This is a genomic window from Streptomyces sp. NPDC101110 (genome assembly GCF_044759525.1).
Classification (GTDB): Bacteria; Actinomycetota; Actinomycetes; order Streptomycetales; family Streptomycetaceae; genus Streptomyces.
In genome coordinates, this window is the sequence record NZ_JBIVZM010000002.1 from 639,427 (window position 1) to 658,775 (window position 19,349).

A 19,349-nucleotide genomic window follows, 5' to 3' on the forward strand; every position below is an offset into this window, starting at 1 on the left:
ACCCGCATGAATCAAGTGATCGAGCTGGAAGGTGTGGCGAAGCGCTACGACACCGCCGGTGCGCCGGCGCTCGGACCGCTCACGCTCAGCGTCGCCAAGGGCGAGGCCCTTGCCGTGACGGGCCCTTCCGGCAGCGGCAAGTCCACGCTGCTGAACCTCATCGCCGGCCTGGACAAGCCGACCGAGGGTTCCGTACTCGTCGCGGGGCGGCGGATCGACCAGTTGAGCGAGCACGCCCTCGCCAAGTTCCGTCGCGAGCACATCGGCATCGCCTTCCAGTTCTTCAATCTCCTCGACGACCTCACCGTCACCGACAACATCCAGCTCCCGGCCCAGCTGACCGGGACCAGCCGGCGCGCGGCAGCGGCCCGCGCGGGTGAGCTCATGGAGATGCTGGGCATCCAGAAGCACGCACGCGCCTACCCCGGCCGGCTGTCCGGAGGTGAGCGCCAGCGCGTCGGTGTCGCCCGGGCGCTGATCAACCGTCCCGAGCTGTTGCTGGCCGACGAGCCCACGGGTGCGCTGGACTCCGCCTCGGGCGCGGAGGTCCGCAAGCTGCTGATCGATCTGCACCGCGGCGGCCAGACCATCGTGCTGGTGACGCACGACCTGGCGCTGGCGGAGGCGTGCGCCAGCCGCACGATCCACCTGGTGGACGGTCACCTCGCCCTCGACACGTATGCGCAGGCCGTCCGATGAGCCTCTTCGGTAACGGCGCGCTGGGCCGGGTCGTACGCTCCGGCGTCGGCCGGCGGCGGGTGCAGACCCTGGTGATCGCCGTGGCCACGATGATGGCCGTGGCCTCGGCCGTGGTGGCAGGGGCCCTGATGGTCGCCGCGGCCGCCCCCTTCGACGACGCCTTCAAGAAACAGCAGGGCGCGCACATCACCGCGCAGTTCGATCCGAGCAGGGCGAGTGCGGCGCAGCTGGAACGCACCAAGAAGCTGTCCGGCGTCACGGCGAGCGCGGGGCCCTACGCGTCCACGGCGTTCCGCCCGGTGGACCGGTCGGGCTTCCGGATGCCGACGCTGACCGTGGTCGGGCGGTCCGGGGCGGACGCCGACGTCGACCGCGTGGAGCTGAAGTCCGGCCGGTGGGCGCAGAAGCCCGGCGAGATCGTGGTCGACGCGTCCTTCCAGGGCCCCTCCGTCGACATCGGCTCCACCCTCAAGGCGTCGGACACCCCGAACGCCCCGACGCTGTCGGTCGTCGGGTTCGCCGTGTCGGTCGGCAAGTCCGCCGACGCGTGGGCGACCTCGGCGCAGGTCGACGCGCTGGCGGCGCTGGGCAACCCCCTCACGACCCAGATGCTCTACCGCTTCGACTCCGCGAGCACGAAGCAGCAGATCCTCGCCGACCGGGCGAAGCTCGCCTCCGCTGTCGACTCGGGGGCCCTGCTGGGCACGCAGTCCTGGCTGGACACCAAGCGCGCCGCGGATCAGGGCGCGGCGGCGACCGTCCCGTTCGTGATGGCCTTCGGCGTGCTCGGCATCGTCATGTCGGTGATCATCGTCAGCAGTGTGATCAGTGGTGCGGTCGGCACGAGTCTGCGCAGGATCGGCATTCTCAAGGCCATCGGCTTCACGCCCCGTGAGGTCGTCCGCGCGTATGTGGCCCAGGCGCTGATCCCGGCCACGGTCGGTATCGCCCTGGGTGTCGTGCTGGGCAACCTGCTGGCGGTCCCGCTGCTGGCGGACACGGAGTCGGTGTACGGCAACGTCTCACTGTCGGTGGCCTGGTGGGTGGACGTCGCCGTACCGGCCGCCGCGCTGCTCGTGGTCGGGCTGGCGGCGCTGATCCCCGCACGGCGGGCCGGACGGCTGAACACGGTCGAGGCCATCGCCGTCGGCCGGGCGCCGCGCCCGGGCCGCGGGCAGTGGGCGCACCGGGCCATGGGACGACTGCCGCTGCCCCGGCCGGTGACGTACGGGCTCGCCACTCCCTTCACGCATCCTGTGCGTGCCCTCGCGATGCTGCTCGCGGTGGCGTTCGGCACCGTCGCGGCCACGTTCGCGGTGGGGCTGACCTCGTCCCTCAACGAGGTCGGCAAGTCGCAGGATCCCGAGAGCCGCGCCGCGGTGACGGTCACGACGGTCAAGTTGAACAACGTCGCTCCCCCGCCGCCACCGCCTCCCGTGGAGGGCGGTGCCCCGGCGAGCCCGTCTCCCGTCGCCCCCAGCCCGGCGGCCGGTTCGTCCAAGCCCAAGGTGGCCGACCCGGCGAAGGTGCGGGCCGCCGTCAAGTCCGAGGCGGGGCTGGAGTCGTACTACGGCAAGCTCCAGACGGAGGTCGCCGTGGCCGGGGTCTCCGGCGCGGTGGAGGCCAGCCTCTACGAGGGCGACTCGCGCTCCGGCAGCTACGAGATGCTCTCGGGGCACTGGATCACCGGGAAGGGCCAGGTCGTCGTGCCCACGCGCTTCCTGGAGCGGACCAGCACCAAGGTCGGCGACACGGTGCGGATGACGTTCGAGAAGGAGAGCGCCGACCTGCGGATCGTGGGCGAGTCCTTCGACACCTCCGGCAATGAGCTGGAGGTCCACGCGGACATGGCCAACTTCCCGTCGGCGCAGCCCGAGACGTTCCTCGTCGACGTGAAGTCCGGTGTCTCGGCAGACGAGTTCGCCCGGAAGCTCGCGGCGGTGGTGCAGCCGATGGGCGGTGACGCCACGACCGTCGTGGAGTCGGAGCAGAGCGGCGTCATCCTCATCATGGACGCGATGGCCGTGCTGCTCACCCTCATGCTGATCGCCGTGGCCGGTCTCGGCGTGCTCAACTCCGTCGTCCTGGACACCCGCGAACGCGTCCACGACCTGGGCGTCTGCAAGGCGATCGGCATGTCGCCGCGGCAGACGGTGGCCCTCGTGCTGGCCTCGGTGTCCGCGATCGGCGTGGTCGGCGGGCTGCTGGGCGTGCCGGCCGGGTACCTGCTGCACGGCGTCGTCATGCCGGTGATGGGGCGCGCCGTGGGCACCGGTATGCCGTCGCCGGTCCTCGACGTGTACGGGCCCCTCGAGCTGCTCCTGCTGGGGCTGGGCGGCGTCGTGCTGGCGATGCTGGGCGCGATGATCCCGGCCGGGTGGGCGGCCAGGGCCCGTACGGCCACGGCCCTGCGGACCGAGTGACGCCGGACGCGACACACGGCAGGAAAGGACAGCCCGGCCCGGTGAAGGGCCGGGCTGTCCTCATGCGCACCACCCGGAGCCGTACGCGGTCGCCCGGATGCGCCACCGAACGGGCCGGGCCTGCGCTCATCGGCGCAGGCCCGGCCGTCACCGGGTGGCCCTGCGACGGCTCACGCGCCGCCGGGCCTGCGCATGCGCCGCAGCGCGGGCCTGACCCCGGGCCGCCGGTCACCCTGCTCGGCGAGCCAGCCCGCGAGCGCGGCCGGCGTGGGCGAGGTGAAGACGGTACGGATCGGCAGTTCCTCGCCCAGCACCGTACGCACGCGGCTGACCAGACGCGTGGCCAGCAGCGAATGACCGCCGAGGGCGAAGAAGTCGTCGTCCGCACCGACCGTCGGCAGGCCCAGCACCCGTGCGAAGGCCTCGCAGAGGATCCGCTCCTGTTCCGAGGCCGGTTCCCGGTCGGCACCGGCCGACGCGGCGGCATCCGGCTCCGGCAACGCCGCGCGGTCCAGCTTGCCGTTGACCGTCAGCGGAAGCGCGTCGAGGACCACCACCGCCGAGGGCACCATGTACTGCGGCAGAGCCTGCGCGACGTGCTCGCGCGCCATCCGGCCGAGCACGCCGTCATCGGCGTCCGACCGGTCGCCCGCGGGCACGACGTAGGCCACCAGACGCCCTTCGCCCGCGGCGTCCGCGCGCAGGGTCACCGCGGCGCGGGCCAGCGCTGGGTGGCTGGTCAGTACGGACGCGATCTCCTCCGGCTCCACCCGGAAGCCACGGACCTTCACCTGCGCGTCGGCCCGCCCGGCGAACACCAGCCGCCCGTCGGCCGTCCAGCGCACCCGGTCACCCGTCCGGTACATCCGCTCTCCGGGCCCGGTGTACGGCGAGGCCACGAACCGCTCGGCCGTCAGGTCGGGCCGCCCCACGTACCCGCGGGCCAGGTTGGAGCCCGCGACGTACAGTTCGCCCGCCACCCCGACCGGCACGGGGGCGAGCCGGTCGTCCAGGACGAACGCCCGCACGCCGCTGATCGGGCCGCCGATGTCCGGGGCGTCGCCGACCGCCAGCGGCCGTGACATGGTCGCGCACACCGTCGTCTCGGTCGGCCCGTACGCGTTGACGAGCCGCCGCCCCGGGGCCCAGCGTCCCACCAGTTCCCTGCTTAGCGCCTCACCGGCCGAGACCAGGGTCGTCACGGGTGCCAGGTCTTCGGGAGTCATCTCGGCCAGCACCGCCGGCGGCAGCGTCACGTGCGTCACCGCGTGCCGGGACAGAACTCGCGCCAGCCCCGGCCCGGGCAGCAGTTCGTCCGCCCCGGCCACGACGAGGCAGGCCCCGGACGACAACGCCACGACCACGTCCGACACCGCCGCGTCGAAGCTCATCGACGCGAACTGCAGCAGGCGGCTCGATCCGTCCACGGCGAACCGGTCCGTCTGCGCGGCCGCCAGGTTCGCCAGTCCGGCATGCGACACGGCCACTCCCTTGGGCCGCCCCGTCGAACCGGACGTATAGATCACATAGGCCATCCGCTCGGGCGTTGCGGCCACCCGGGGAGCGGTCACCGGAGCTGTCTCCAGTGCGGTCGCCACCCCGGGATCGTCCAGGTTCAGCACCCGAGGCCCCGGGGCGGAGAAGCGCCCCGTCAGGTCGCTCCGCCCGACGACGGCATCGGCCCCGCTGTCCGAGAGCATGAACGCCAGCCGCTCCCCCGGGTACTCCGGATCCAGGGGCAGATACGCCGCCCCTGCCTTCCACACGCCGAGGATCGCGGCCACCGCCTCCACGCCCCGCGGCAGGCACAGGCCCACCACGGACTCCGGCCCCACCCCGTGGTCCCGCAGGAGGTGCGCCAGGCGGTTGGCCCGCGTGTCGAGTTCCGCGTACGACACCTCGGTCGTACCGGCCACGACCGCCACCGCGTCGGGAGTCCTGGCCGCCTGCGCCTCGAACAGTTCCGGCGCGGTCACCGCGACGACCGGCGTGCCGGTGTCGTTCCACTCCGTCAGCACCCGCCGCAGTTCGTGCGCGGGTACCGCCTCGACGGCGACGAACCGCGTGTCGGGGGCCTGTTCCAGCGCGGTCACCAGGTTGCCGACGGTGGTGTGCAGCATGGAGCACAGGGCGTCGGCGTCCACGGAGGCCACCGCGTCGACGGTGAGGGCGAACCCCGTGCCGAGGTCGTCCACCGCCACGGCGACGGGGTAGTTGGTGCGTTCCCGGGTGAGCAGCAGGCTCACCCCGTCCGGCATGGTGCCGCTGCCCCGTTCCGCTGCGTGGGCGGCGGCCTGATGGTGCCGGTAGTTGAAGATCGAGGTGAACAGCGGGCTGCCGCCGGGCACACCGCCGGCCCGCTGGGCCAGCGCCAGCGGAGCGTGCTCGTGCACCAGCAACTCGGCCAGCTGATCGCGCAGTCCGAGCAGTACGTCGGTCACCTTCGACGATCCCACGCGTACCCGCACGGGCAGGGTGTTGATGAAGGGCCCCTGGACGCGGTCGGCTCCGGCTCCGGCGTTCATTCGGCCGAAGAGGACGGTGCCGAACACCACGTCGTCCCGGCCGCTGACCGTGGCGAGGACCCGGGCCCACGCGAGGTGGAACACCGTGGCCGGGCTGACACCGAGCGACTTCGCCGTCTCGCGTACCCGGCCCGCCAGTTCCTCGTCGACGGACCACCGGGCGCGGTCCGCGTCGGTGCCGTCGCCGTGGACGTCGAGCAGACCGTACGGGGCCGTGGTCTCCTCGACGTCCCCGAGCAGGTCGCTGAAGTACCGCTCGTGCTCCTCCCTCGGCACCCCCAGCCGGGCCTGCGCCACGAAGTCCCGGAACGGAAGAGCTTCGGGAAGCGTGTCACCCCGGCCCGACAAGAAGGCGCCCAGCTCTCTCAGCAGGGCTTCCTGACTCGTGTGGTCCCGGACGGTCTGGTGGATCCGGATGAGGCACACCCATCGGTCGCTGCCCGGCCGGGAGGTGATGTGCGCACGGATCAGCGGAGCGCTGCCCAGGTCCATCCGGCCCCCGGCGTGCGCCAGCAACTGCCTTACCATGTCGCCGTCTTCGGGATCGGCCACGAGCTCCCCGACGGGCAACTCCACTTCGCGCAGCACCACCTGGACCGGCTCGCGCAGTTCCCGCCACAGGATCGCGGTCCGGTAGATGTCGTGCCGGTCCACCACCCGCTGCAACGCCCCGAGGAACGCGTCCAGCCGCTCGCGTGACTCCAACTCGAGCACGATCGGCAGCACATAGACGTCGCCGCCCTCCTGATCGGCGACCAGGTGGTGGAAGAGGATGCCTTCCTGCAGAGGCGCCAGGGGATACACATCAGCGATGTTGGCCGCACCGCCCGGTATCTGTTCGACGATGTGAGCCAGCTCCGCTTCGGACAGCTCGACGAGCGGGAGCATGTCCGGGGTGATGTGTTCGGCGCCGAGCGGGATGCGGTTCTCCGGAACGTCGATCGTGTCCGGCGCCGCGACGGCGGCCAGGCCTGCGGGGGTGGGGGTCTGGAACAGTGCGCGGACGGAGATGGACACGCCCCGGCCGCGCAGCTGCTCGACCAGCGAGACGGCCAGCAGGGAGTGCCCGCCCAGGGTGAAGAAGTCGTCGTCGACGCCGACCGCGGGCAGGCCCAGGACCTGGGCGAAGGCCTGGCAGAGGATCTCCTCCTGCACGGTGGCCGGCGGCCGTCCCGTACCGGCCGTCGCCGCCGCCGCGTAGTCGGGGGCAGGCAGGGCCTTGCGGTCCAGCTTCCCGTTACCGGTCAACGGCAGGGCATCGAGGACCACCACGGCCGCGGGCACCAAGTACTCGGGCAGACGGGTCGCAGTGAAATCCCTTATGACTGCGGGCAGATCTTCTTCTTCCGTCTCGTCGGTGACGATGTAGGCGACCAGGCGGACATCGCCCGGGGTGTCCTCGCGGGCGACGACTGCGGCGTGGTCGACGAGCGGGTGTGCGGCGACGACTGCCTGCACTTCGCCGGGCTCGACGCGGAAGCCGCGGATCTTCACCTGCTCATCGGCACGACCGGCGAAGACCAGACGGCCATCGGCCGTCCAGCGCGCACGGTCCCCCGTGCGGTACATCCGCTCACCGGGTGAGCCGAAGGGACAGGCAACGAACCGCTCGGACGTGAGCCCGGGCCTGCCCACATAGCCTCGGGCCACCTGTGCACCCGCCACATACAGCTCGCCCACCACACCGACCGGCACGGGGCTGAGCCGCTCGTCCAGGACGTAGGTCTGTGTGTTGGCGACCGGGGAGCCCACCGGGATGACCCCGGCAGCCGCATCCTGTGGGGTCAGCGCGGTGGTGGCCACACCGACCGTGGTTTCGGTGGGCCCGTAGTGGTTGAACACCGCCCGGTCGCCGGCAGCCGTGGCCAGCAGTTCGCCGACCAGCTCGGCGGAAGCAGCCTCACCACCCAGGACCAGCGACCGCACCGACGTGACCGCTGCCGCACCCAGGGCCGCCACGTGTGAGGGCACCGCCTTCAAGCAGTCGATCCCCTGCTTAGTGAGATAAGCCGCCACCGCCGCCGGGTCGGTCACCGACTCCTCATCAAGGAAGTGCAGCTCACCGCCCCCGGTCAAACTCGCGAAGACCGTCGTGTTCGCCAGGTCAGTCGCCTGACCCTGCAACACCGCAAACCGGCCTCGCCCGTCGAAGCCCACCCGCCCAGGCACCGAGGTGACGTAGTTGGTCAGGCCCGCATGAGTGACCGCAACACCCTTCGCCCGTCCCGTCGAACCCGACGTGTAAACCACATACGCGACCTGCCCCGGCAGTATCTCCACTCCCGGCGCGGTCTCCGGATACGCCGCCAGCTGCATCGCGGTCAGGGTGCCGTCGAGCGCGACCAGGCGATGACGCCCCGCCGGAAGATCGTCCAGGATCTCCTCGGTCGTCAGCGTCAGCACCGCACCACTGTCACGCAGCACGAACGCCACCCGCTCCGCCGGCTGACCGACATCGACCGGGACGTAGGCGGCTCCCGCCTTCCACACCCCCAGCATCCCCGCCAGAGTCTCCACACCGCGCGGCAGACACAGACCCACCACAGACTCCGCACCCACACCCTGCGCCCGCAGATAGTGCGCCAGACGATTCGCCCGCACATCCAACTCCGCGAACGACACCGCCACACCACCCTGCACGACCGCCACCGCACCCGGCGACCGCACCACCTGCTCCTCGAACAACCCCAACACCGACACCCGCGGCAGGCTCACCGCAGTGTCGTTCCACTCCACCACCACACGATGACGCTCAGCCTCGTCAACGACCTCCACCGAGGACAGCCGCAGCTCGGGCTCGGTCAACAACCGGTCCAGCACCCTGACCCAGCGGTCGGCAACGGTTCGAGCGGTCCTGGGGTCGAAAAGATCGGTCGCGACCGTCAACGCACCGTGCACACCCATCGGGCCGCCGTCAGGGGCGTACGACTCACCGACCATCACGTCCAAGTCGAACTTTGCCGCCGGGCGGGCGGTCGGAAGGAGTTCGACATCGACGCCGGGCAGTTCCAGGGTCGCTTCCGCAGTGTTGTGCATCGTGAGAACGACCTGGAAGAGGGGGTGCCTGGCCAGTGACCGGGCCGGCGCCAGCTCCTCCACCAGCCGCTCGAACGGCACATCCTGATGCCCGAACCCCGCCAGACTCGTCTCCCGAACCCGCTCCAGCAGCTCCTCGAACGTCGGATCACCCGACAGATCCGTCCGGATCACCAGCGTGTTGACGAAACAGCCCACCAGCTCGTCCAGCGCCTCATCCGTACGCCCCGCGACCGCCGAACCAATCGGAATGTCCGTGCCCGCACCCAGCCGCGACAACGTCACCGCCAGCGCCGCCTGCAGCACCATGAACACCGTCACGCCACGCTCACGCGCCACCTCCACCATCCGCGCATGCAACCCCGCCGGCATCTCGAACACCGCCGTGTGCCCACGATGAGAAGCAGCCACCGGACGCGGACGGTCGAACGGAAGCCCCAACTCCTCCGGAACCCCCGCCAACGCCTCACGCCAGAAACCCACCTGACGCGACATCAAACTACTGGCATCCTCCTCCGACCCCAGCAACTCCCGCTGCCACAACGCATAGTCCGCGTACTGCACCGGCAACGCATCCCACCCGGGCTCCCGACCCTCACACCGCGCCGCGTACGCCACCGACACATCCCGCGCCAGCGGACGGGTCGACCAACCGTCACCGGCAATGTGGTGCACCACAAGGGCCAGTACATGCTCATCGGGACCGGTCTCGAACAACCACGCCTTCAGCGGAGCCTCGGCCGCGAGGTCGAAGGCGTACGAAGAGATCCGCGTGAGTGTGGCCGACAGCTCGGAGGAGTCGAGCCGGACGGCAGGCAGCTCCCACTCGACCTCGTCGACTGCGAGAACATGCTGGTACGGCTCGCCGCCCACGACTCGAAAGACCGTGCGCAGGGATTCATGGCGCGCGATCATGTCACGCAGCGCGTCGGCCAGGGCCTGTGTGTCGAGCCGGCCGGTGAGCCGTAGCGCCACCGGGCTGTTGTACGTCTGGCTCGGGCCCTCCAACTGGCCGATGAACCAGAGCCGTCGCTGCCCGTACGACAGGGGCACCCGTTCCGGGCGAGGCATCGGCATCAGGGCCGCGCGTGCCTCGTCCGCTTCTGCCAGCCGCGCGGCCAGGCCTGCGGCTGTGGGTGCCTCGAAGAGTTCGCGGATCCCCACTTCCACGTCGAGCAGGGTCCGCATGCGGCTCACCAGTCTGGTCGCCAGCAGTGAGTGCCCGCCCAGCGCAAAGAAGTCGTCATTCACGCCGACCGCGGGCAGGCCCAACACCTGGGCGAAGGCCTGGCAGAGGAGTTCCTCCTGCAAGGAGACCGGAGCCCGGTCCGAATCGGCCGTCGCCGTCGCGTATTCGGGGCTGGGCAGTGCCTTGCGGTCCAGCTTCCCGTTACCGGTCAACGGAAGCTCCGGCAGCACGACCACTGCCGAGGGCACCATGTACTCCGGCAACCGCGCGGCAACAGACTCCCTGACTGCTGCGCCCAGTTCAGCAGCATCCGTGTCGTCTGTGTCGCTCGCGACGACGTAGGCGACGAGTCGGACATCGCCGGGTGTGCTTTCGCGGGCGATCACCGCAGCCTGGTCGACCAGCGGGTGTGCGGCGACGATGGCTTGCACTTCGCCGGGCTCGACGCGGAAGCCGCGGATCTTCACCTGCTCATCCGCACGACCGGCGAACACCAGACGGCCATCGGCCGTCCAGCGTGCACGGTCCCCCGTGCGGTACATCCGCTCACCGGGTGAGCCGAAGGGGCAGGCAACGAACCGCTCGGACGTGAGCCCGGGCCTGCCCACATAGCCTCGGGCCACCTGTGCACCCGCCACATACAGCTCGCCCACCACACCCACCGGTACCGGACGCAAACTCACATCCAGCACATAGGTCTGGGTGTTGGCCACCGGCGAGCCCACCGGAATCACCCCGGCAGCCGCATCCTCCGAGGTCAGCGGGGTAGTGGCCACACCGACCGTGGTCTCCGTCGGACCGTAATGGTTGAACACCGCCCGGTCACCGGCAGCCGTGGTCAGCAGTTCACCGACCAGCTCGGCGGAAGCAGCCTCACCACCCAGCACCAGCGACCGCACCGACGTAACCGCTGCCGCACCCAGGGCCGCCACGTGTGAGGGCACCGCCTTCAAGCAGTCGATCCCCTGCTTAGTGAGATAAGCCGCCACCGCCGCCGGGTCGGTCACCGACTCCTCATCAAGGAAGTGCAGCTCACCGCCCCCGGTCAAACTCGCGAAGACCGTCGTGTTCGCCAGGTCAGTCGCCTGACCCTGCAACACCGCAAACCGGCCTCGCCCGTCGAAGCCCACCCGCCCGGGCACCGAGGTGACGTAGTTGGTCAGGCCCGCATGAGTGACCGCAACACCCTTCGCCCGTCCCGTCGAACCCGACGTGTAAACCACATACGCCGCTTGCTCGGGCAGTATCTCCACTCCCGGCGCGGTCTCCGGATACGCCGCCAACTGCATCACGGTCAGGGCGTCGTCGATCGCGACCAGGCGATGACGCCCCGCCGGAAGATCGTCCAGGATCTCCTCGGTCGTCAGCGTCAGCACCGCACCACTGTCACGCAGCACGAACGCCACCCGCTCCGCGGGCTGGCCGACATCGACCGGGACGTAGGCGGCTCCCGCCTTCCACACCCCCAGCATCCCCGCCAGAGTCTCCACGCCGCGAGGCAGACACAGACCCACCACCGACTCCGCACCCACACCCTGCGCCCGCAGATAGTGCGCCAGACGATTCGCCCGCACATCCAACTCCGCGAACGACACCGCCACACCACCCTGCACGACCGCCACCGCACCCGGCGACCGCACCACCTGCTCCTCGAACAACCCCAACACCGTGGAAGCCACCACCGGCGCACCCGTGTCGTTCCACTCCACCACCACACGATGACGCTCAGCCGGCAGGAGGACGTCCACCGCGCCCACCCGAGCCGGTGTGTCCTCCGTCAGCTCGGACAGGACGTGGAGGAATCGCTCCGCCAGCCGCCCGGCCGTGGTCGCGTCGAACAGGTCCGCGGCGACGGTGACGGCGCCCCGCACCCCGGCGGGGTCGCCCTCGCCGTCGAACTCCTCCTCGACCATCACGTCGAGGTCGAACTTCGCGGAGGGCTTGCCCAGGAAGAGCGGCGTGGAGCGGATGCCGGGCAGGGTCAGTGTCGCTTCACCCGTTTCCCTGCCGGACGTGGCGTTCAGCTTGGTGAGAACGACCTGGAAGAGGGGGTGCCTGGCCAGTGACCGGGCCGGCGCCAGCTCCTCCACCAGCCGCTCGAACGGCACATCCTGATGCCCGAACCCCGCCAGACTCGTCTCCCGAACCCGCTCCAGCAGCTCCTCGAACGTCGGATCACCCGACAGATCCGTCCGGATCACCAACGTATTGACGAAACAACCCACCAACTCGTCCAGCGCCTCATCCGTACGCCCCGCGACCGCCGAACCAATCGGAATGTCCGTGCCCGCACCCAGCCGCGACAACGTCACCGCCAGCGCCGCCTGGAGCACCATGAACACCGTCATGCCACGCTCACGCGCCACCTCCACCATCCGCCCATGCAACCCCGCCGGCATCTCGAACACCGCCGTGTGCCCACGATGAGAAGCAGCCACCGGACGCGGACGGTCGAACGGAAGCCCCAACTCCTCCGGAACCCCCGCCAACGCCTCACGCCAGAAACCCACCTGACGCGACATCAAACTACTGGCATCCTCCTCCGACCCCAGCAACTCCCGCTGCCACAACGCATAGTCCGCGTACTGCACCGGCAACGCATCCCACCCGGGCTCCCGACCCTCACACCGCGCCGCGTACGCCACCGACACATCCCGCGCCAGCGGACCCATCGACCAACCGTCACCGGCAATGTGGTGCACCACCAGCACCAGCACGTGTTCGTCGCGGCCCACCCCGAACAACCATGCCCGTACGGGCGTCTCGACGGACAGGTCGAAGGCATAACCGGCGGCTCGGGTCATCGCAGCCATCAGGTCGCCCGGGGCGATCTCGCCTGACGGAAGGTCGGGAGCCGGTTCGATCGACGGCAGGTCGATCACCGGTTCGGTCAGTGACAGATCGCCGAGGTCGAGCAGGCGGGCGTCCTGCTGGGGCTGCTCCCCCTGCCGTACTTCGACCACGGTGAGGTCCCAGTCGAGCTCGTCGACGGGAACGACCTGCTGGTAGGGCTCCCCGTCGGCCACGGGGAACACCGTCCGCAGCACCTCGTGCCGCCCGATGACGTCCGTCAGCGCCTGGGCCAGGGCCTGCCGGTCCAGCTCCCCCGTGAGGCGTACGACGACCGGGCTGTTGTAGGTCTGGCTGGGGCCCTCCAGCTGACCGATGAACCACAGCCGGCGCTGCCCGTACGACAGGGGCAGCCGTTCCGGCCTCCGCCTCTCGGCCAATGCCGCACGGGCCGTACCCGCTCCGGCGAGTCCGGCGGCCACACCGGCCGGAGTCGGCGCGTCGAAGAGCGTCCTGATCTCCATCTCCACGCCGAGTACGGTGCGGATCCGGCTGACGAGTCGCGTGGCCAGCAGCGAATGCCCGCCCAGCTCGAAGAAGTCGTCGTCGACGCCGACACTCTCCAGGCCCAGGACCTCGGCGAACGCGCCGCACAGGATCTCCTCCCGGAGATCGGCAGGTCCGCGGCGCGATCGAGCGGCCGCTGCGGCGTAGTCGGGGGCCGGCAGGGCCGAGCGGTCGAGCTTGCCGTTGCCGGTCAGCGGCAGCGTCTCCAGGACCACCACCGCCGACGGCACCATGTGCTCCGGCAGTCGTTCACCGGCGTACGCGCGCAGCGAGGCGGCGAGAGCCGTGTGATCGGCGTCCTCGTCGTCGGTGACGGCGTATGCGACCAGGCGCACTTCCCCGGGGATGTCCTCCCGGGCGACGACCACCGTCCGGCTGGTCTGCGGGTGAGCGTCCAGTACCGCCTGGACCTCACCCGGCTCGATGCGGAAGCCGCGGATCTTGGTCTGCTCGTCGACGCGGCCGGCGAAGACCACCTGGCCGTCGGGGGTCCAGCGGGCGCGGTCGCCCGTGCGGTACATCCGCTCGCCACCGGCGAACGGGCACGCCACGAAGCGTTCGGCGGTCAGCCCCGGCTGTCCCGTGTAGCCGCGCGCCAGCTGTGCGCCTGCCACGTACAGCTCCCCCACCACGCCCGGTGGGACCGGTTCCAGCGTGGCATCCAGTACGTACAGCCGGGTGTTCGCCGTCGGGGTGCCCACCGGTATCACTCCGGAGGCCGCCTGGTCCGGCGTCAGGCGGGTGGTGGCGACGCCGATCGTCGTCTCCGTGGGCCCGTAGTGGTTGAACACGGCCCGGTCGCCTGCCGTGGCCAGGAGCTCGCCCACGAGAGCGGGCGTGGCCGCTTCACCGCCGAGGACCAGTGCCCGGGCCGGCAGTGCGCCGTCGGGGCCGAGCGCGGCCACGTGTGAGGGGACCGCCTTCAGGAAGTCGATCCGGTGCTCCGCCAGGTACGCCGCGACGGCGATCGGGTCGGTGACCGTCTCGGCGTCCAGGACGTGGAGTTCGCCCCCCGTGGTCAGGGACGCGAACACCACGGTGTTCCCCAGGTCCGTGGCCTGTGCCTGGAGTACCGCGTAGCGGCCGCCCGGCGCGGCGAAGCCCACCCGGGCCGGCACCGAGGTCACATAGTTGGCCAGAGCACCGTGGGTGACGGCCACACCCTTGGGGCGCCCCGTCGACCCCGACGTGTACATCACGTAGGCGACCTGTTGCGCCCACAGGTCGACGTCGGGTGCCGTGTGGGGCGCGGAGGTGAGCTGGGCCGCCACCATGACGCCGTCCACCGCGACCAGACGGTGCCGTCCCGCCGGGAGTTCCTCAAGGATCTCCTCCGTGGTCAGCGTGAGCACGGCGCGGCTGTCGCCGAGCATGAACGCGATGCGTTCCGCGGGCTGGCCGGGGTCGATCGGCAGGTAGGCCGCGCCCGCCTTCCACACGGCCAGCATTCCGGTGACGGTCTCCACACCGCGCGGCAGGCACAGGCCCACCACCGAGTCCGTGCCCACGCCCTGGGCCCGCAGGTAGTGCGCCAGCCGGTTCGCCCTTCCGTCGAGTTCCGCGTACGACATCGACCCACCGGACGAGACGACGGCCGTGGCGTCCGCCGTCCGCGCCGCCTGCGCTGCGAACAGCTCGGGCAGAAGTTCGCCCGCCGGCTCGGTCGTCGTGTCGTTCCATCCGGTCAGGACCTGTGCGCGTTCGGCCGGTGACAGCACCCCGACCTGGCCAAGTCGCGTCTCGGGGGCCGTGACCAGTTCCTCGAGCGCACGGACGAACCGGTCGGCGATCCGCTGGGCGGCGCCCTCGTCGAACAGGTCCACCGCCGCGGTCAGCGCACCCCGGATGCCTGCCGGTGCCCCCGTGTCGTCGAACGCCTCACCCGCCATGACGTCCAGGTCGAACTTGGCCGCGGGCCGGGCGGTCGACATCATCTCCGCGCGCAGCCCGGGGAGTTCCATCAGCCCGTCGGCGATGTCGTTCATGGTGAGGACGACTTGGAAGAGGGGGTGGCGGGCGAGGGAACGCTGCGGAGCCAGTTCCTCCACCAGCCGCTCGAACGGCACGTCCTGATGCTCGAAGGCCCCCAGGCCCGCTTCCCGCACACGGCGCAGCACCTCGGTGAACGCCGGGTCGCCGGACAGGTCGGTGCGCAGCACCAAGGTGTTGACGAAGCAGCCGACCAGGTCGTCGAGCGCCTCGTCGGTGCGCCCCGCCACCGCCGACCCGATGGGGATGTCCACGCCGGCCCCCAGGCGGGACAGCAGTACCGCCAGAGTGCCCTGCAGCACCATGAACGGTGTCACGCCCTCCGCGCGGGCCAGGTCCAGCAGCCGCGCGTGTACTTCTGCCGAGACCTCGAAGGCGGCCGTGCGTCCGCGGTGAGTCGCCACCGCCGGGCGTGGCCGGTCCGTTGGCAGGTGCAGCTCCTCGGGCGCGCCCGCGAGTGCGTCGCGCCAGTACGCCACCTGGCGCGACAGCAGACTCCCCGGGTCGCCGTCCGACCCCAGCAACTCCCGCTGCCACAGGGCGTAGTCGGCGTACTGCACGGGCAGCTCGTCCCACCCGGGTGCCCGCCCGTCGCAGCGCGCCGAGTAGGCCGTGGAGATGTCCCGGGCCAGCGGTCCCATGGACCAGCCGTCACCGGCGATGTGGTGCACCAGCACCACCAGCACATGCTCGTCCGGGCGGTCGGTGCGGAACAGCCAGGCCCGCAGGGGGACTTCTGCCGACAGGTCGAAGACGTGGCCGGCGGCGCCCACGACGGCGCGCGCCAGCTCCGAGAGAGTCCCCTCGCCGGACGCTGCCAGTCCGGGCAGGTCGGTCATCTGCGAGAGTTGCTCGTAGGCACGGCCGGAATCCCGGACGGTGACCTCCGTCAACTCCCAGTCGAGGTCTTCCATGCCGAGGACCGCCTGGTACGGCTCTCCGTCCTCGGACGGCAGGATCGTGCGGAGGGCCTCGTGGCGGCCCAGCACGTCACGCATGGCGGCCTTCAGGGCCACGGAGTCCAGCCGGCCGGACAGCCTCAGCACGATCGGGGTGTTGTAGGTGGCGCTGGGGCCCTCCAGCCGGCTCAGGAACCACAGCCGGCGCTGCGCGAACGACAGCGGCACCCGCTCGGGGCGTTCCCGTCGGGCGAGCACCACGCGAGCCTGGTCCGCGCCCGCCAGTCTGTCCGCGAGTCCCGCGACGGTCGGTGTCTCGAACACGGCCCGCATCGGCAGTTCGACGTTCAGCATGCTGCGGATGCGGCTGACGAGCTGTGTCGCGAGCAGGGAATGGCCGCCCAGGTCGAAGAAGTCGTCGTCGGCGTCCACGCTCTCCAGGTCCAGGACCTCGGCGAACAGCGCACGCAGGGCCTCTTCGCGGGCGCGCGCGGAGTTTCGTCCCGTGCCCGCGCCCGCGGGCTGCTCCGGTGTCGGCGGGTTCTGGCGCGGTTCCGCCTCGGCTGCGCGGTCCGGGAACTCCAGCTCACCGCCGGTGGTCCAGCGCACCCGCAGGCCGGCCCGGTACATGCGCGACCCGTCCGCCGCGAACGGGTCCGCGACGAACCGCTCCGCCGTCGCCCCGGCCCGGCCCAGGACGCCGCGCGCCACCCCGGCACCGGCCAGGTACAGGTCACCCGGTACGCCCGGCGCGACGGGCCGGAGCCCGGCGTCGAGCACGTAGACCCGGTTGTTCGCGACCGGTCGCCCGAGCCGGACCGAGCCGTCCCGCGTGTCGCCGGTGCCCGTCGTCTCGTGGACACAGCAGGCCACGAGCGTTTCGGCGCCGGTGCCGTCGCTCGTCCACGGGGCCGGGGCGTCGACGCGGTCCGGTACTTCGGCCCCGGTCGTCGCCGGCGCCAGCAGCGCGCTCAGCAGGGTCCCGTCGAGCGGTGCCGCCGCCCGCGGAGGCAGGCCGGCCTCCGTCGCATACGCGTGCGCCGCCCACGCGACATAGTTGGCCAGTGCGCCATGGGTGATCCCCGCGCAGGTCGGCTGTCCCGTGCCGTCCGTCGCGGGGATCACCTGTGCGAGGGTCCGGCTCGTGACGCGGAGCGCCGACGGCCCGGTGTGCGGCCCGTCCAGCGGTTCCGCCAGTGACGGATCGTCCAGGGCGACGGTTCGTACCCGGCTCGACGGCGGGACCGGGGGCCGGTGGTCCGGGTCGCCGCGGCCGGTGAGGACGAGTTCCGTCCCGGTGTCGGCGAACAGTCGGGCGACTTGCCCGGCCGGCAGGGCCGGGTCGATCGGCAGTGTGGCGCCGCCGGCCTTCCACACCGCCAGGGTCGCCACGATCGTGTCCGTGCCGTGTGATGTGCACAGCCCGACCACGGACTCCGGGCCCACCCCCTGCTGGGCCAGACGGCGTGCCAGCCGGTCGGCCCGCCCGTCCAGCTCGGCGATGGAGATGCCGGTGCCGACGACGATCGCGTCCGGCGTGCGGGCCGCCCGCGCCTCCCACAGCTGCACCGGCGACGGCACCGTCACCGTCTCGGAGGCCGTGTCGTTCCACTCGACGAGGACGCGCGCCCGCTCCTGCTCCGACAGGACGTCGATCCGGTCCAGGGGGTCGGTGTGCTCGGCAGTGGCGAGGCTCTGCAGGATCCGGCGGAAGCGGGGGCAGATCTGCTCTTCCGGCTCCAGGTCGCGCGCGCCGCGGTGCACGTCGACGTCCATCTGGAGCCCGGTGCCGTCCAGCCGGTCGTAGACGTCGAAGCTCAGTGTGTCGATGGGGCCGTTGGCGAGGTTGCGGGTCGTCGCCGTGCAGTCGCCGAAGCCGAGCCGGTAGTCGAACGACATGACGTTGACGATCAGGTCGCAGAGCGGAACGCCACCGAGGAGCTTCAGGTCGCGCAGCATGTCCTCGTAGCGGTAGCGCTGGTGCCGTGTCGCGGCACGCACCTGTGCGGTGATCTGCCGCAGGAGGTCTCCCACCGTGGTCGATCCGCCGATGGAGACCCGGATGGGGAGGATGTTCGACGTCATGCCGGGAACCGCGAGCGCCCGGCGCCCGGAACGCCCGACGACGGGGACCCCGACGACGATGTCCCGGGCGTCGGTCGTGCGGTGGTGGTAGAGGGCGGCGGCGGCGATCGTCAGCCCGGCCAGGGTGGTCCTCAGGCGTCGTGCGCCCCGCTTGAGGCCGGCGCTGTCCTCGGCGTCGATCTCGCCCCGGTGCCGTACCGGCGTTCGGGGAAGCTGCCGGGGCCGGTGGCCGTCGGACCGTCTCGTGTGCGGGAGGTCCGACAGCGCGCCCGTCCAGTAGGCCCGGTCCTCCTCCAGGGCCGGGGAGGAGCGGTAGGCGCGGTCCTCGTCCAGGAGTACCGCGATCGGCTCCATGGTCCGGTCCTGCCGAGGATCGCGGCCTTTCGTGAGGGCCGTGTAGTTGTACGCCAGCCGGTCGGCGAACAGCCGGCCGCTGTGTCCGTCCATCACGAGGTGGTGGGCGCAGTGCATCCAGTAGTGGCGGTCCGGGCCGACCTTGATCACGGCATAGCGGGTGAGAGGCCCGTCGAGGACGTCCATCGGCAGGCGCATCCGGCTCAGCATCCACGCCTCGGCGGCCGCGCGGGGATCGGGCTCCGCGGTGAAGTCCAGGATCTCGACGGGGTGGTCGTCCGCGTCACCGAGGTGCTGCCGCGGAACGCCGTCCACCAGCCGGAAGCGCAGCCGCGCCGTCTCGGCGTCGTCCATCGTGCGGCGCAGGGCTTGGGTGAGCAGGTCCACGTCGAGGGGGCCGCGTATCTCCACGTACTCGCCGACGTTGTAGACCGGGTTCCCGGGGTCGAGTTGCTGTGCGTACCAGACAGCGAGCTGACCGGCCGTGAGTTCCCGGTGTCCACCTACAGTTGCAGCCATCCCTGCACACCCCAACCGATCCGAATCATCGACTGGAGCAGCGAAGAGCAGCCGCCGTCGAGGCATGCTGAATTACCGTCCAGTCCTCAATGACAAAGCTGCGAGGGGATGCTGTTCAGCACCCCCCGGTACTGCGCCCGGAATTCCCCACCACGGGGTCGGTAATTCCGCCGAGTTCGACGTGCTCGTCCCTTCCGACCGTCGGCGGGGCGAATCAGGACACGGACATGATCGGCGCGGCCACTCGCCCGGTGACCGGTAGCCGGCTGCCTGG

General features: G+C 71.1%; 3 protein-coding genes. 2 read left to right on the forward strand and 1 reads right to left on the reverse strand.

Going from position 1 to position 19,349, the window contains the following annotated elements:
* Positions 1-6 precede the first annotated feature (6 nt).
* Together ACIQU3_RS06220 and ACIQU3_RS06225 are read left to right on the forward strand one after the other, a co-directional pair.
* Positions 7-699, forward strand: coding sequence for an ABC transporter ATP-binding protein (locus tag ACIQU3_RS06220; protein ID WP_234850007.1), 693 nt, complete (start codon positions 7-9; stop codon positions 697-699).
* A complete protein-coding gene (locus ACIQU3_RS06225; RefSeq protein ID WP_403923535.1) occupies positions 696-3,122 on the forward strand; it encodes an ABC transporter permease in 2,427 nt (808 codons plus the stop codon). Before ACIQU3_RS06220 ends, ACIQU3_RS06225 begins: the two co-directional genes overlap by 4 nt.
* A 170-nt stretch (positions 3,123-3,292) precedes the next feature.
* Here the strand turns inward: ACIQU3_RS06225 and ACIQU3_RS06230 are convergent, their stop codons facing one another.
* The gene (locus ACIQU3_RS06230; protein WP_403923537.1) at positions 3,293-19,075 is read right to left on the reverse strand and encodes an amino acid adenylation domain-containing protein; all 15,783 of its coding nucleotides are present in this window, start codon (positions 19,073-19,075) and stop codon (positions 3,293-3,295) included.
* Positions 19,076-19,349 lie beyond the last annotated feature (274 nt).